This window comes from Pseudoalteromonas sp. QJM3NY_22 (assembly GCF_056173065.1).
This window is the reverse complement of sequence record NZ_CM149655.1, coordinates 1,630,894-1,646,044: the sequence shown is the minus strand read 5'-3', so window position 1 is coordinate 1,646,044 and position 15,151 is coordinate 1,630,894. Positions and strand designations below refer to the sequence as shown.

At 35.5% G+C, this 15,151-nt stretch carries 10 protein-coding genes; 2 read left to right on the top strand and 8 right to left on the bottom strand.

Going from position 1 to position 15,151, the window contains the following annotated elements; all coding sequences use genetic code 11:
• Nucleotides 1-214 precede the first annotated feature (214 nt).
• Nucleotides 215-1,483, top strand: a complete 1,269-nt coding sequence (locus tag AC0VZ4_RS07355; protein WP_475441315.1) for a serine hydrolase domain-containing protein — start codon at nt 215-217, stop codon at nt 1,481-1,483.
• A 454-nt stretch (nt 1,484-1,937) separates the two neighbouring features.
• Here the strand turns inward: AC0VZ4_RS07355 and AC0VZ4_RS07350 are convergent, their stop codons facing one another.
• The 4 genes from AC0VZ4_RS07350 to AC0VZ4_RS07335 all read right to left on the bottom strand — a co-directional run bounded on the left by AC0VZ4_RS07350 (nt 1,938) and on the right by AC0VZ4_RS07335 (nt 6,046).
• Nucleotides 1,938-2,399 carry a hypothetical protein gene (locus AC0VZ4_RS07350; protein ID WP_149606392.1) on the bottom strand — a complete coding sequence of 154 codons (462 nt, stop codon included), beginning with the start codon at nt 2,397-2,399 and terminating at the stop codon, nt 1,938-1,940.
• A gap of 276 nt (nt 2,400-2,675) precedes the next feature.
• Entirely contained in the window at nt 2,676-3,449 is a 774-nt protein-coding gene (locus AC0VZ4_RS07345; protein ID WP_475441314.1) for a nitrate- and nitrite sensing domain-containing protein, read from the bottom strand.
• A 59-nt stretch (nt 3,450-3,508) separates the two neighbouring features.
• The gene (locus AC0VZ4_RS07340; RefSeq protein ID WP_475441313.1) at nt 3,509-4,768 is read right to left on the bottom strand and encodes an IS4 family transposase; all 1,260 of its coding nucleotides are present in this window, start codon (nt 4,766-4,768) and stop codon (nt 3,509-3,511) included.
• A gap of 141 nt (nt 4,769-4,909) precedes the next feature.
• Nucleotides 4,910-6,046, bottom strand: coding sequence for a methyl-accepting chemotaxis protein (locus tag AC0VZ4_RS07335; protein ID WP_232525469.1), 1,137 nt, complete (start codon nt 6,044-6,046; stop codon nt 4,910-4,912).
• 203 nt (nt 6,047-6,249) lie between these two features.
• On the opposite strand from AC0VZ4_RS07335, the gene AC0VZ4_RS07330 reads away from it, so the two are divergent.
• Nucleotides 6,250-7,134: an IS982 family transposase gene (locus AC0VZ4_RS07330; protein WP_475441613.1), complete on the top strand. Its 885-nt coding sequence runs from the start codon at nt 6,250-6,252 to the stop codon at nt 7,132-7,134.
• Nucleotides 7,135-7,477: 343 nt separating this feature from the next.
• On the opposite strand, the gene AC0VZ4_RS07325 is transcribed toward AC0VZ4_RS07330, so the two are convergent.
• From AC0VZ4_RS07325 to AC0VZ4_RS07310, 4 genes are all read right to left on the bottom strand, one after another.
• Nucleotides 7,478-7,726, bottom strand: a complete 249-nt coding sequence (locus tag AC0VZ4_RS07325) for a hypothetical protein (RefSeq protein ID WP_007378343.1) — start codon at nt 7,724-7,726, stop codon at nt 7,478-7,480.
• 92 nt (nt 7,727-7,818) lie between these two features.
• On the bottom strand, nt 7,819-9,456 hold the full coding sequence (locus AC0VZ4_RS07320) for a cyanophycinase (RefSeq protein WP_475441312.1): 1,638 nt from the start codon (nt 9,454-9,456) through the stop codon (nt 7,819-7,821).
• Between the two features lie 343 nt (nt 9,457-9,799).
• A complete protein-coding gene (locus AC0VZ4_RS07315; protein WP_475441311.1) occupies nt 9,800-12,085 on the bottom strand; it encodes a putative bifunctional diguanylate cyclase/phosphodiesterase in 2,286 nt (761 codons plus the stop codon).
• A 116-nt stretch (nt 12,086-12,201) separates the two neighbouring features.
• Nucleotides 12,202-15,069, bottom strand: coding sequence for a UvrD-helicase domain-containing protein (locus tag AC0VZ4_RS07310; RefSeq protein ID WP_475441310.1), 2,868 nt, complete (start codon nt 15,067-15,069; stop codon nt 12,202-12,204).
• Nucleotides 15,070-15,151 lie beyond the last annotated feature (82 nt).

The following is a 15,151-nucleotide window of genomic DNA, read 5'->3' as shown; positions in this document are numbered from 1 at the left end:
CGTTAAGGTAAAAAATGACCTCTGATAAAGCTGTTACATTCACTTGGCCATTATAAGCAAATATACCTTCATTGAAAAAATTAAATAAGCTATTGAATAATATTGGTTTTATTTATTAAATTGCAAGCAGCTGCTATATGTAATATTATTGATTACAAGTGTAATCTGTATTTGTTATTTACAGATTTATTAAATGATTAAGGGAACATAGTTTATGGGAAAAAATATATTTTTTTGTCTTTTTGTAGGGTTGTATGGAATAAAAGCTGTTGCACAACAACACAACTTTGCTGAATTAATGCAGTGCCATAACTCTTCAGAAGCTCCTGGCATGGTTGTTAGATTAGAACAGTCAGGTAAACATATTTATAGTGGTGCAGTTGGTTTGGCAAATATTGATACTGAGAGGCCTCTCAATGTAGATGATATATTTCAAATAGGTTCTGTCACGAAAACATTTACTGCTGCAGCGATCTTGAAACTATCGGAAGAAAAAAAGCTATCATTACAAGATACATTAGAGCAATTTATTCCTGATATTAACCCTGAGTTTAGGTATTTAACGATTGATAGAGTTTTAAGCCATACTTCTGGCCTGCCAGATTACTTAGGGGAACCTTCAGTAAGTAAAATTTATGATAAGTATGCTTCTATTGACTTAGTTATACAAAATATAAGTAAACAACATCTTAACTCTGAGTCTGGTAAAAAATATAGTTATTCAAATTTGGGTTACGTCTTTCTGGGAAAAGTCATTGAAGTTGCTTCTGATACTTCATATGACCAGTTCATGTCAAACACATTTTTTAAACCTCTGAAAATGGATAATACTTTTGTTATTACTAAAGGAACATCTGCTGGGAAAGTAAACGGCTACACTACTAGTCGTAATGAGCCTAAAAAGTATATTAACCCTGAAGATTCAACTGAAAGGCAATGGAATGTTGATCGTAGTTGGATCTATTCTGCGGGCGCTATTGCTTCTACACTTGCTGATATGCACCTTTGGCAAAATGCATTAAAGTCAGGGCATGTAATTTCAAAAGAAAACTATAAACTAATGACCACCAAGGCATTATTAAATAATAATTCGCATGTGGATTATGGATATGGCTTAGATATATACAAAATAAGTGGATTAGATAGCTTTAGCCACCAAGGTCAGGTTCCCGGATTTTTTGCTTGGCATGTCTATTTCCCAAATGAAGATTTAACCGCTACAGCTTTAACCAACATCGACACAAAACACCCAGGCCCTGCTCTATTAGACATGATAGCGCTACAACTAAATTTATCTCCTAAGCAAGTAAATAGTCAAAAAGCAAAGGCCCTAGCAGCATCTTTAGTTGGAAGTTATCGTTCTTCCGATTCGAAAATTTTAAATATTTCGTTCGAAAACGGTACACTTTATTCCCAATATGAAGGTGAGAATAAACTAAAAATCATACCCCGGGAAAACAACTCTTACTCTTTACTCTTATGAGTGTACTGAAAATTACTATCAGCTTAGAAAAAATAATGGAAAACATGAAATCGTCCCAGTTTATTTATATCAAGGTGAGCAAGATGCACTTGTAAAATTAGAATTATAAAAAATAGGCTAAGGTTACCAACGGCTGCCCTTGGCACTAAGCTGTCGGGGAACTAGTCCTGAAAGTTCTAAACCTTATTGTCTCAGTTTCATATTTTGCTGTTTAATTTTAATCTAAGTGCCCTGTCACATTATGCTATCCAATACCTTTTATGTTCTTAAACTAAGACTGGTATAAAGTACAGCAGCCTGTTGAGTTGGTTTTTCGCCCGTTTCTTTGGTTTTTTTAACTGCTTTTTAACAAGCTGCTGCGAATTACTTCGCTTTTTAACCGCTGTGTCTGTAGCTGTAGGTGCTTTTTCTGCCTCCCCTTAATTTCATCACTCAATGAATTAACTTTTGACCACTACAGCACTTTGCAAACCTCCTTAGCAGGTAAAAGGTGGAGTTTGAAGTCATACCCACAACCACTCGTACCACAACTATGAATTAACTCTAATGCACTCGTTTTAGATTTTTTATAAACAGTTTTACCCGCAGATACTAGTCCTACTTTGCAAATAGGTTGTGTGGAAATGAGATTGTTCTTTTTCGATAAATATTGTTGCTTATTGGGTACGGAAAAGGTTAAACCTTCAAAATTAGGTAATGGTTTAGCTGTGATTTTTTTTAATAAATCCTCTTTATCACTCCCAATCTCATTGAAGGTAAGATTAACTTCAATTTCAACCGTCGGAGATTCTTTGAAGATTTCAATTAAAGATTGACGATCCATTAGGGCAATTTCACTTAGTGGGATGGTTGATTCATTTGCTGAAAGATAGCCTGAAGCTAGTACTGAGAGCACTGCTAATTTATAAAGACGCACTTCTGTATTCCTTTGCATGATTTGTAAATGAGATTTAAATTATCGAGATTTAAGGCAGCCATTTAGAAAACTAAGTGTCTTAAGGGTTATTTTTTAATGGTATCAAAGCATATAACCATTAAGAGGTGAGGTAAATGAGTTTTACTATCATTAACTAAATTAGACAGCCTCATTAATTAAGCAAACCTATGCACTAAATTTACTTTCTTGGGTTGAGCGTTGGTAATCTCCATTTCTAACGGAGGCCGCAGATCTATATGAAATTAATTTTAAATCTTATATAACTTTATTTAATTGCTTCACTTGGTGATCAAAAATATCATTCATCTTTGACATAGTCTCAGTTGCGAGTTCAAAGTACTGATTACTATCTATCGCAACTTTAGCTGCACCAACTAATTCTGACGTCATCACTTCTATTAATTTATTCATACTTTCAGTCGCTTTTTTCACTAGATTAGTATGGGTATGTTGCTCTTCTGGTAGGTGTGATAATCGTTGTAAAGTATCAATAGTGGTTTTTGCCATTGTTTGAATTAAAAAATTTAACCTGATTTTATCAACACTTGAACAGCATTGTTGAACAGCAACGCTCACTCCAATGGCTCGTGACTGGCCTATATTTTCTGTCGTTAATATTAACTCGCGCCAAACATACCCTATATTATTTATTTTTGGTAAAAAATCGGCCGTTAAATGCGAGCTTTCAGCGGTATCCTCTAATAAATAGGCTAAGTTTTTAATCATCATCGTATGCTGTTCAAAACTATTACTGACCGATGATTTATTGTTAAAACTAAGAAGTCTACCCCAATGATCAGTAAAGGCTGCCCAACGCTCATTTTTAGCAACAGGTGAAAGCATTAAAGAGTTAATTTCTTGAGAAATTAATTTTTTAATACCAGTCAATTTAGCCTCTGCGTTAGTATCGCCATTTAACCAAGCAGCAGTGAGTCCTCGGTGTTGTTGAGCGAAAATAATTATCCTTTTGATCTGACAAATATGTACGAGTCCGTCTTTTTGTATTTTTTTATTGTTGCTTATTTTCATTTTTTTTATCAAAAAAATAATAAGGATACAAAAAGTAGCTGTAGTTCATAGCTTAGTTCTTAAGGAACACAGACCGTGTGACTTCCTATCTTAAAACGGCAAATATCATTGTTTTTCTCAATGCTTTGCCGCTTACAATTTACCGCTAGTAGCTCAAATACACGATGTATCTTATGGCTGCACCGTGTTTGTTCTATGCAATCCAGAATATCATCCAACCAAAGATAACTGCACTTACTCGCTCTAAATGTCGAGATCGCACACTTAAATATCGTCGCTGCACTATGGCAGATAAAACGCTTGATAAGTGTTTGCAGTATACTCAGCCAAACCAATGATTCGGCAATATGAGGATCTCGTGTGATGAACCCTTTAAGGTTATTCCATGACTTTAGTTCTTTGAAAAACAACTCAATTTGCCAACGAGTTGCATATATATCGAGTAGCTCGTCAAAGCTAAACTGTGCCTCTTTTAAATTAGTAACAAGGAAAACGGGGCGCTTTTCATTCGGTAAATAGATAAGCCTGTACTCGGGCCCATTTTTCTTCCAACGTACTGTTAATTCAAGTGGTTGGCTTGCGAATTTATCGAGTAACGTTTTGATTTTAATGTTCTTTTCTTTAAGTTCTATACCCGCGCAATAAGCTGATGTAACGATTGGGTTAATGTTTTTATTTGCTCTGATCAAAAAATATCCGCCATCTTGAGCTACTTGCTCAAAGTAATCTAAGTCAAAATACCCAGCATCAGCAAGTAATAACGTATCTTCAAGTGTGTGGCTACCTGGTAAAAAGGCGCGCTCAGTTTCAACATCGGGACGAATATCTATTTCGCAGGGTTGTTCATTAAATAGGTCATAGGTAACGTGCAACTCAATTGCGGCAGGACTTACAGCAGTAAAACGACCAGCAAAAACCTGCGCTAATTCATCATGTAGAGCAAATGAAGAACCATCTTGCAATAACACTCGCTGTATTCCTCGCTGGGTAAAAAAGGTTTTATCCAGCGTGTTTACAGTCAATTTAGACATCGCTTGAATAACGAGCTCACGGACAAGCTCAGTCAAGGCTGGTTTTCGAATTTGATTATGAAAGGGTTTATAACTTATCGTGCAATCAGCCTGCGTTCGCAAGTTTTGATGGATATCTGACAAGTTAGCGTCTTGCAGGCAAGATAAGCTTTTAAATACGGCTTTGAGCAGAGAAACGATCGACAGGCAACGGTGTCGAACTTGAAATCCAGAGGTTTTTGCAAGCTCAATGAGGTGTTTTTCTGAGATAAGGGCTTTTAATTGGTTTGAAACTTGGTTAATCTGCATGTGAACTCTGTTTTTAGTCATGTTTTTATTGGCGTAACTATTTGATCATTAACAGAGTTCAACTTCAAGTTTTCTTAAGATCCAACCTATGAGCTGTAGTTAAGGTTATCCATTGCATATTACACTCCTTAATAAGAACGACTATTGCCTTTGGGTTAATTTACGTAAATGATTTGCAACTAGTTGAGATTGGACCGCTATATCTGAATTAGCTTGTGCACCAAGAACAACTTGCGCAATATGTTCAGAAATCTCATGGGTTGCAGCTGCCTGCTCGGTTGACACATTACTCACTATTTCCATTTGATGCTTAACCTGCTCAGTTGCTTTTTCGATATCGTTAAATGAAATATCGACCTCATTAACTTTTTGAAGGCAAACATCAGTTTGTATAACGACCTCACTCATCGTGCTAACAATCTCACTGCTTTCTTTCAATACATCATCAATATTGGCCACAATACTGTCCGTAGAATTATGTGTACGTTTAGCTAAAGCTCGAACTTCTTCTGCAACAACAGCAAAACCTAAACCAAACTCTCCTGCTCGAGCCGCTTCAATTGAAGCATTAAGTGCTAGTAGATTTATTTGTTGAGAAATTTGTTGTATCGATTCAGTGATCTTTTCAACATTTATAACTAATTCATTCAACGAAACCATACGCTGCTGGGTTATTTTGGCCCTTTTATTTACGTTGGTTACCGCATTACTTAGTGACACTAAAGTGTCTCTACCCTGATTAGCTATTTCTGAAGCTAAACAGGAAGAGTGATGTGTTTTAGATATTTCGTTATTGATCTCGCTTAGTGAGTGGCTCATTTGTGTCACTGCTGATGCTGTTGAATTTATAGCGTCGGATTGAAGCAAAACATTATTTTTTACTTCCGATGAAATTTCAATAACCTGAATCGCGGAATACTCAACCTCTTTATTTTTTTCATTATGATGGGTAATAACTCGACCTAACTCACGATATTTTACTAGTAACTCCTCAATAAATTCTGAGTTTGCCAAACTGTTAAAATGAATATCGCGGTGATCGAAATTTTTAGTATTAATGTGTTCAATGACACTCTTTATTTGTTTTAATTGTGAACTTGCAATACAAGCAATGCCCGATAGAAGATATAAAAGAACGACAAAAACAAAGATTAACTTCACTATTGGAAAATAAAATAAACTTACAAAAAAGCCAAAGAAGATAGTTAATGTTATCCAAAAATAAATTTTTAATCCTAAATTTTTTATTAATAAAGTTATAGGTAAAAATATTATCAAAATAGTGTGGCCCAATTAAGAATGCGGATGATTTTTAATTGCAAGATACGAACCAATATTTAATAACCTGATTTTAAACAGTATTTTATTTTTTAATTTATAAGTAATTAACTAACCTGAATCTCGTTTAAGAAATTGAACTAAATGCCTGTTCCGAGATCCGATCTTTCGACCAAAAACGATTGGATAAGCAAGGAACAGGCATGATTAAATTAGTTGAATTATTTTGCGATGTCGATGATTTTTGCAAAGTATTTATACCCCAATGGGAAAAACAATTACTCGAAGATGGCACCCAAAAACGTCAGCGTTCAGGACGTATGACGACCAGTGAAATTATGACTATTGTTATTAGTTTTCATATGTCACATCACCGAGATTTCAAAAATTACTACCTTGGCTATGTATCACTTATGTACAAAAGTGAATTTCCCAACTTGCTCAGTTACACACTATTTTTAGCCGTTATGCCAAGGGTAATTGTGCCGATGTGTGCCTATTTTACTTCACTTAAAGGTAAACCCACAGGCGTTGAATTCATTGACTCCACATGTATTAAAGTGTGCCATAATATTCGTATTCCAAGACACAAAACCTTTGATGGAATAGCCCAGCGTGGCAAAGGAACAATGGGATGGTTTTATGGCTTCAAGCTACATTTAATCGTTAATCACCATGGTGAAATTGTTGCTGCGAAAGTGACAACAGGAAATGTACATGATACTCAACCAGTGCGTGAGTTAGCGAGCTGCCTGACGGATAAATTATATGGTGACAAAGGGTATTTAAGTAAAGCTTTAGAAGCCGATTTACTCGATAAAGGGGTAAAGCTCATTACGACGGTTCGCAAAAATATGAAGGCAAAAGCGATGTCATTATGGGATAGAGCAATGCTTTCAAAACGCTTTATAATCGAAACAATTAATGACCAGCTCAAGAACATATCCTTCATTGAACATTCAAGACATCGGAGTATGAACGGCTTTATGTTGAATTTAGTCGCTGGATTGGTGGCTTATTGCTTGAAAGAAAAGAAGCCACACCTTAATTTAACTGACGTAGAGCTTAACGCATTAGTTATCGCTTAAGCAGAACTCAGGTTAACTATTATGATGATAACGAAAAATAATGCTCTCTTTTGGTGCATTTACTTCTATATTTTATTGATTCCATTTAAAAGAAATATTCTTACTTTTTAAACGGTATGACAGACATGCTTTAGTACCCTTGTGGGCTAAGTAAAAACCGAGCAAATCGATAATAAATCTATGTTATTAAATATTTATATCAGAGTTCACATTGGTTATTTTATGAAAGGAATTTTTTGATAGTTTAACTTTAAGCTAAGATGACAAGCTAAGCATTTATTTTATAAAAACTAAGTTATAAAAGCGCCTAAAGGCGCATCTATAATATTTAAAAGGTACTACTTTAGTGCTTACGACCTACACCATTGCGTACCATGTCTTGCCCGGTTTGGAATACGTCTTCTGTAATACCGCGCGCTAAAAGTAATTTTTGTTGGTCATCAAACACGGCTACAAAACGACTACCATCACTATTGTTTGTTGCCATACCAACGCCCGAAACACCCTTAAGGCCAAGACCGCCGTTTTCTACATTTAATAAAAAGCTTTCTAATTCGGCTAGACTAGAAATTACATCATTTTCTTTATTCATTTTAATACTCTTTTAGTAAGGCTTTTAAATCATTATGGTGGCTATTTTATAGAGAAGAGCCAAAAACTTAAACCCTTGGCTCAGGTTAGTCACTAAATCGACTTTATAGCTAACTCTAAATTGCTTAGCGCACAACCAAACTCTTTTGCATTGATGCGATGATACTGTGTGTCACTCGTTGCTGTAAGGCTAATTATAAACTCGTCTTGTTGGGCTACCGCACTTTGCTCTTGGCTTAGGCACATAGCTTGAGTTAGTGAGCGCAGTTTTGAATTTGTTAAAATTGAGCCAAAACGCTGCACAGGCAGTGGAGGTATTTTTATAGCCGGTAACGCTTGGCTTATAGTGCGATCACTTAGAGTAAACGTGTTATTGGTAATATCAATTACACTGCCTGTAGGCCAGTAGGAGTAGCTATAACTTTTACTATTTGGTTGGGCTTTACCTTGGTTAGCTAAATGCACTACACCACTTTTGCCTATTACGGTTATTAAACTACCTTCTGGTGATTTAATAACAACCAAAGCCGTATTTTCATCAATACCAAAACCATGTTGAATCTCTGTTTTAATATTTTTGACTTCGTTTTTATTTAGCGCTGCTGCAAGCCTAAATGTACGGTTTTGTTCGCTAAATTGAGTATCTAGTACACCAAAGTTAAAACTGCCCAGCCCACCAGCATTAGCGTTAGTTTCACTTTTACGAAGTGCCTCAAGGCTTGTCGTATTTGTAAGCATGCCCGTCACTTTACTTTGGATTGCAGCACCGGCTCCTTCACCTACAATTACTGGGCGAGTTTGCAATGCTTGCGTCCACGGGTATGGGTTATTGTTTTGATCAAATAATATCTTGTGTGTTAAAGCCGCATCACCATCATTAAACATAACGCCGGTACTGCTTTTAATAAGTGATACAAGTGCATTAGTGCCACTTTTACATAAAGCGTATTCGGCCTTTGTGCGCTCGGGATAAATTGCTTCACGGTTATACACATTCATTAATGTATTTCTGAGCGCTGGTAATTTATCGCACGAGTTACTCGTAATCGCTTTAGCAAGCGCGGGCGTTAGTGCTAACCATTGAGTGCTTATATTTGATTTCTCTAAAAGACTCTGTGCTACATCTGCCGACTCATAAGGGTCGCGGCTCGATGCCGTAATAGCAAGCATTGTAGGTTTTGCGTTATTAACTTTTAAACTGCCCGACACAAATTGTAAAATATTATTAGTCGCGCTCTCGTTATTGAGTTCAGTGTTTACTTGTTCTTTTAAACGCTCGCCATCATTATCTAATTGATGCGTTTCTAACATATCAAACAAAAAATCGAACTCTTGATCTGTCAAACGACTTAGCTCTTCGTTATTTATATCACGCCATAGCCAAAGCAATTCAGCTTTAGTCATTGGTGAAGTACTTTTAGGATGTAATGCGGTCAACGAGTTAAACGTTTCCAACTTAGTTACGCTGTTATTATTGGGCCAGCGTGAGTTAATTTGATTAATTTTAGCGCTTGTGATTGTAAATAAACGATGCTTTTTACCTAGAATTTTCGTGTTATTTTTACAACTTTTTAAATTCGAACTAGAGCATACCGAAAATGTGCTACCGGCTAAAACCAACGTTTGGCTTTGCTCTTTACAAGCTAAGTTTGTTGAAAATACAACCATTAAAAATATGGCAAAAGATTGTGTTAATTGCAGTTTTTGGCAAAACAAAAATACGTATTTCATAATATAAACTCTAAGGCCTGCTGACCTTTCAGGATTAAAATTTGTTCTATCTAGGGGCGGTTTAATCGCAGTACGATATTTTTAGCCTCGTAGGAGTAAGTACTTAACCTGAACTCTGGATAATAAATCTATCTCGAGCAGCTATTTTCAGCGCTAACTGCGTTGAATTTGCTAAAAGTCTCTGGCTAGAGAAAATAAATTAAAATATCAAAAGCATTCAATACGTTAGTAAATCTCTTAACCAGATTTTAGGTTAATTTATATAGTAATGGTTAGTAAATTGAGCCGTTTAGTTAAATCTAAAACATTAACTCAATAAAGTAGTCGCCAATTACTACCGGAATTAAAAGACTTGTTTTTCATTATTTTTAGCAGCTATAAATTTTGTTCCGTGTTTATTTATATGAGCCTCATAATTTTTAACCGTAATAGGTTGTGCAAAATAAAAACCTTGGAACTCTTTACAACCCATTTCCGCCATAATAGCAACTTGTTCTTGCGTTTCAACACCTTCGGCAACACATTTTATATCTAATTCTTCGCACATAACGAGTATCGCTTTTACTAAACTCTTTTGACGTGAAGAATGAGTAATTTGACTGATAAGAGAACGGTCGAGTTTGAGCTTATTTATAGGATAATGGGCAAGACGAGCAATATTTGAGTATCCGACCCCAAAATCGTCAACTGATATTATAAAACCCCACGATTGCAATGTTTGCATTAGCTTTAATGAATGGCCTTGATTTGCTTCAAGTGAGGTCTCAGTAAGCTCTAACTCTATTTGCTGCGGCTTTACGTTAAAATCAGCTAAAGATTTTACTAGTTTTGAAATAAAGTCAGGCTGGCTGAAATCAATTAAAGATATATTTATTGCTATAGGCACACTTGGCATATCTACTGTAGACCACTGAGCAATTTGAGCACACACTTTTTGAATAATCAAATCAGTTAACCTACTGATCATTCTGTACTCTTCTGCAATAGGTATAAATACAACTGGTGATACGTTGCCAAGTATTGAACTATGCCACCTCGTGAGTGCTTCGAGCCCTATGCACTCTCCTTTAGCATTCACTTTTGGTTGGTAGTACACCGATAAATCACCTTGTTGAAGCGCTTCATCGAGCAACATTGATATTTCGTATTTTTCTATAAACGCTTGTGATTGTTCTTCACTATAGCTGCAAATAGGAGAATTACTGTTTGCTAATTTAAGTGCTTCGCAGGCATTTGTTAACACTTCAGCACTACTTTTCCCATGATTTGGGTAGCGCGCAAAACCAAATAAAAAAGTTTGCTGACACTTATTTCCAAGTACATTATATGTTTCGTCTAACGTGTGTTTTATATTTACCAAAAGTTTATCTTTTAGTTCGTTTGCCGAATGTGTGCCAACAATAAAAGCCAGTTTCCCCACTCCTACATGCGCACACAACAAAGGGCCTTCTGGCATCTTTTTTAAACGCTTAAATGCACTAATTAGCAAAGCTTGTGAATCAATTTTAGTAAACTTTAAATTTAAATACTCACTATTAGCCGTTTGTGTAACCACAATATAAAAGCCTTTGTGATATTTAATGGTTAATCTGTTGCACTGTGTTTCAAACCATCCTCTATTTGGTAGCTTTGTTTGTGGATCTCTAAAGCGTAAGCGCTTGTTTTCTTGCTCCATTATAGTTAAGTTTTGTTTGATTAACTGTTCTTGAGTACAATCATAAAAATCATAAACACGATAATTAGCACTCATTACGTGCTGGTAGTTAGTCCGAAAAAAACTGTTTTTGTGTTTAACAATTTGATCTTGAGCATCAAGCTCATCAACATCAACATCAACATCAAGCGAAGGTAATAAATTGAATAGTTTAACGCCATGTTCTTTTAAATGTTTTTTAATATCAAACATATCAATAGCATGTTGATTAAAATCTGTAATCACAAAATTTTCATCTACAATAATCTTCGCTTTGTTTGATTCAGTAAAAAGAGCCCTATAAAGATCGTTTTTATCTTTGAGGTAAGTATTAGCGCTCTTCATACTTTTATTTAAGCGTTTTGCCGCAACAATAGTGCGAGCAAAAGCAAGTGGAATACAAACATTTAAAGATAAGAATATAAGGCTTGTAATATACAGCTTTTCATCAGAAAGTTTAGTTGAGACACCAGATAAAGAAGATAGATTTATGTCGTTAACTATAATATAAAAAGGAATTATATTTAACACAGCATAAAAAATGGCCGTTCTGCTCCCTATTAACATTAGTGCGATTAAAGGGCACGAAAACATATATATCGAGCCAATTTTTGCCAGCTCTAAATCGGTCACGAATAAGTTAATACACAGACTTGCCGCAACTATAGAGAGCAGCAGTGCATGCGCACAAAATATATAATACCTTTTGCTTGCTGCTAATAATAAGGTCGTTATAAAAAAGAAACTAACGCTTAGTCCTACAAAGTATAAAATATTAAATTCGGCAGCTTGTTTAGATTTATGAAGCGATATAGCTAGGCATAATAAAATACCGGTTGCAAAAATAATACGTAAAGCACTCACACGCCAATTAGGTATTTGCCCTGTTGGTAAATGATGGTCTTCAAGCAAAAAAAATCGACTGAAAAAGTGCATGGTAATCAATAATGAGACTCAGGTAGCGTAAATTAAACATTGATACTAAAAAAAAGCAATAAAATACGACTGATTACAATTTAAGTAGTACTTTAAGATTACTTTAAATGGGCTATTCATGTAACAGTTAGCTTTCGAGTGTTTTTACAGCTGTCTTCTTTGAGCTCAAAGCCACTGCATCCTAAAAATTCACCATGCTTAGATTTGCGTTTTCGCATTTCACGCCCACATTTTTCACAAATTGGATGCTGTGTTTTACATTCTATATTTATACATTGTGAATACGTGCTTTTATCAACCGATGGGCTACTACAACTTTTACACACTCGTAGTTTAGTTTCGCAAATTTGCGTGTTAGTACAGCTATAATAATTACCATACTGACCCGTTTTTGGCACAATTAATCCGTCGCTGCATGTATTACACTCTCTTTGCTTTAGTTGCGACTTGTTAAACAACGTTGAAGCGATCTGAATAGGATAATCGTCATTTACTAGTTCTTTTACAAACGCTGAGCATGCATAAGGGTCTGCAATTAAGTACGCTTTATGTTTAGCACGTGTAATGCCTACATAAAGCAAACGCCTTTCCTCTGAGTGAGTGAATTCATCTTGCTCTGGTAATAACGACTCCACCAGCACGTTATTTTGATTATCGCTAGGAAAGCCTAATTTACCTTGTTCAAAACCAATAATAATACAGTAATCGGCTTCAAGCCCTTTAGCACTATGTAATGTCCAAAAATAAAGAGAGTTTGTATGCTTTTTATCTTTTAAATGCTGCTGTACGCTATTTAACATGTATCGGTATCGACTAAGTATGGCAATGCTCGCTGATGCATCGTTTTTTTGAATCGTGCTTATGCTCTGCTGCACTTTTATTTCTATCGATTTAGTACCTTGGTATAAATCGTCTAATAAAATAACGTGTGGTGTGGTTACTTGTGTATGTGTGCTGATCAGCTTTTTATATTGCTCAGGGTTTTGCATTACAAAACGCCCTGCTACATCGCTAATACTGTTGTTATATCTAAATGTTTTTTGCAACATAGTAAGTGAGTGGCCACCCACCAGCTCATTAAAACGCGTTGTAAACGCTAAATTACCACCCGAAAAACGATAAATTGCCTGCCAATCATCACCTACGGCAGTAAAACGTACACTTTTGCCCTTGTTAATAAGTGTGTTTAAAAAGGCCATACGCGCACCTGATATATCTTGAAACTCATCAACTAAAATATGGCTCCAAGGCACACTAAATTCACCTTTTTTTACAGCCTTTGTTGCATGAATAATCATATCGTCAAAATCAATGGCGTTTTGCGTATGTAACTCTTGTATATAAGCATTATGTATAGCTATAAGCATTGCAGCATAACGTTGATGGTTTTTGAGTCCACTTTGTTTTATACGTTGTTTTATTTGCGTATTAGTGAGCTGCTCAGCTCTTATGGCTTGCAAGCACTTTAAGTATTTTTCAACCCCTTGTTGTAACAGCCCTGAGTTATTTAACGTGCTAAATACTTCACCGTCATTTAAAGGTACAAGCGCCACACTATGTTGCTTTAAAAGTTTACTTAAGCGCTGCTCTAACTTACCTTCGAACCAATTGTAGTAAAAAGTCTCAAGTAAAATAGTGTTATTATTTTTATGCAGTTTTCGCTTAAAAGCTATTTGCTCGTTATAGCGTTTTTTATTTATATCGGCGCGTGTATTACCTTCTCTATCAATGTCAAAGTGCTCTAGATAAATATTGTATTTTGATAAGTGAAAATTGGGATTATATTGCACATTTACGGTTGTTTTTTCACCTAATAAACTCTGCTTTTTTTTATAGCTTGGCTCGTACTTGTGATCAACCGAATGTAAATATAACCAATTTGAAATAAGTAGCTCTTGATAGCTTTTAACTTTATGCCCAGCAAGGCTTCTATATTCGTTATCTCTTAGGTAGCGCTCATACTCAGCACTGCTTTTAAAACTAAAAATATCGACTGGTTCATGAAGTAAATCAACAACGTTTTTCAAAAATGTAGAGTCGGTCTGCATTTGCTTATAAAGCCATGCGGTTAACCATGTTTTTTGCTGTATTTCATCGGTTGCAAATGTAGAAAGCTCCGTTGATTTTTTCGCGTCTTGTAATAGCTTTAATCCTAGTGCATGAAACGTTAAAATGGCAGGTGGTTTAATACTTAAATTGGCGTGTGCTGCACGTTTAATAAAGCGCTCTTTTAATTCCTGTGCAGCCGTTTTATTGTAAGCAAGTACCAATACCTGCTCTGGCAGTGCTATTCCACGCGCGATTAAATCAAGCGATTTGGCAACCATAACTGAGGTTTTTCCTGTGCCGGCTGCTGCAAGTACTAGATTTTTATCGTTATCGCGTATAACCGCTAAACGCTGCTCTGTAGTGAGCGGGTTAGACTCAACATTATTATAAAAGTTATCTCTTAGGGTAAGCTGCTTTTGTTCATATTTATGACGTAATTGCGCTACAGCGTCTGCTGTTTTTGGTGTACTACTTAAAATACTTAAAAATTTTACGCTAATAGGCGATAAATGCTGTTGCCACACGATTTGATTATGTGCGTAATTTTTACTTAAAGAAAAAACAGCTTTATTTAAGATTTCAATGGAACTGTCGCGTAAAAATTCATCAAGGGCATAACGCTTTAAAAGCGTTCTCGCATTATTCACTTTTTGTTCTAACGTATTTGAAAAATATTTATTTAACGCTTTATTAAGCACATCTGCTTCGGCTTTTTTTAAAAAACTAACGCATGTGTTATTAGGATCACTTAAATAAATTTTTGCGCTAAACAAGCTATTTTGCAGCACAGAAAAGTTACTGAAATCACTTAATAAAAATTGCTGTTTAGTCATATCTCTAAAGTGGACAACAAGCACGTCTTGCTCAATACTTACCCACTTAATACGGGTAAAAAAACGACCTAACCAACTTGGTGTGGCAACATACTGCACCATAATACTCAATACAAAAGCAGACTATAAACTAATTGTAACATACTCTTTTATAATAAATTTACTCACAATACTGGCCGTTATT

Bases quoted from the DNA above. Each gene is read 5' to 3' on its own strand.
- AC0VZ4_RS07355 (WP_475441315.1), top strand. From the start codon at position 215: ATGGGAAAAAATATATTTTTTTGTCTTTTTGTAGGGTTGTATGGAATA.
- AC0VZ4_RS07345 (WP_475441314.1), bottom strand. From the start codon at position 3,449: ATGAAAATAAGCAACAATAAAAAAATACAAAAAGACGGACTCGTACAT.
- AC0VZ4_RS07340 (WP_475441313.1), bottom strand. From the start codon at position 4,768: ATGCAGATTAACCAAGTTTCAAACCAATTAAAAGCCCTTATCTCAGAA.
- AC0VZ4_RS07330 (WP_475441613.1), top strand. From the start codon at position 6,250: ATGATTAAATTAGTTGAATTATTTTGCGATGTCGATGATTTTTGCAAA.
- AC0VZ4_RS07325 (WP_007378343.1), bottom strand. From the start codon at position 7,726: ATGAATAAAGAAAATGATGTAATTTCTAGTCTAGCCGAATTAGAAAGC.
- AC0VZ4_RS07320 (WP_475441312.1), bottom strand. From the start codon at position 9,456: ATGAAATACGTATTTTTGTTTTGCCAAAAACTGCAATTAACACAATCT.
- AC0VZ4_RS07315 (WP_475441311.1), bottom strand. From the start codon at position 12,085: ATGCACTTTTTCAGTCGATTTTTTTTGCTTGAAGACCATCATTTACCA.
- AC0VZ4_RS07310 (WP_475441310.1), bottom strand. From the start codon at position 15,069: ATGGTGCAGTATGTTGCCACACCAAGTTGGTTAGGTCGTTTTTTTACC.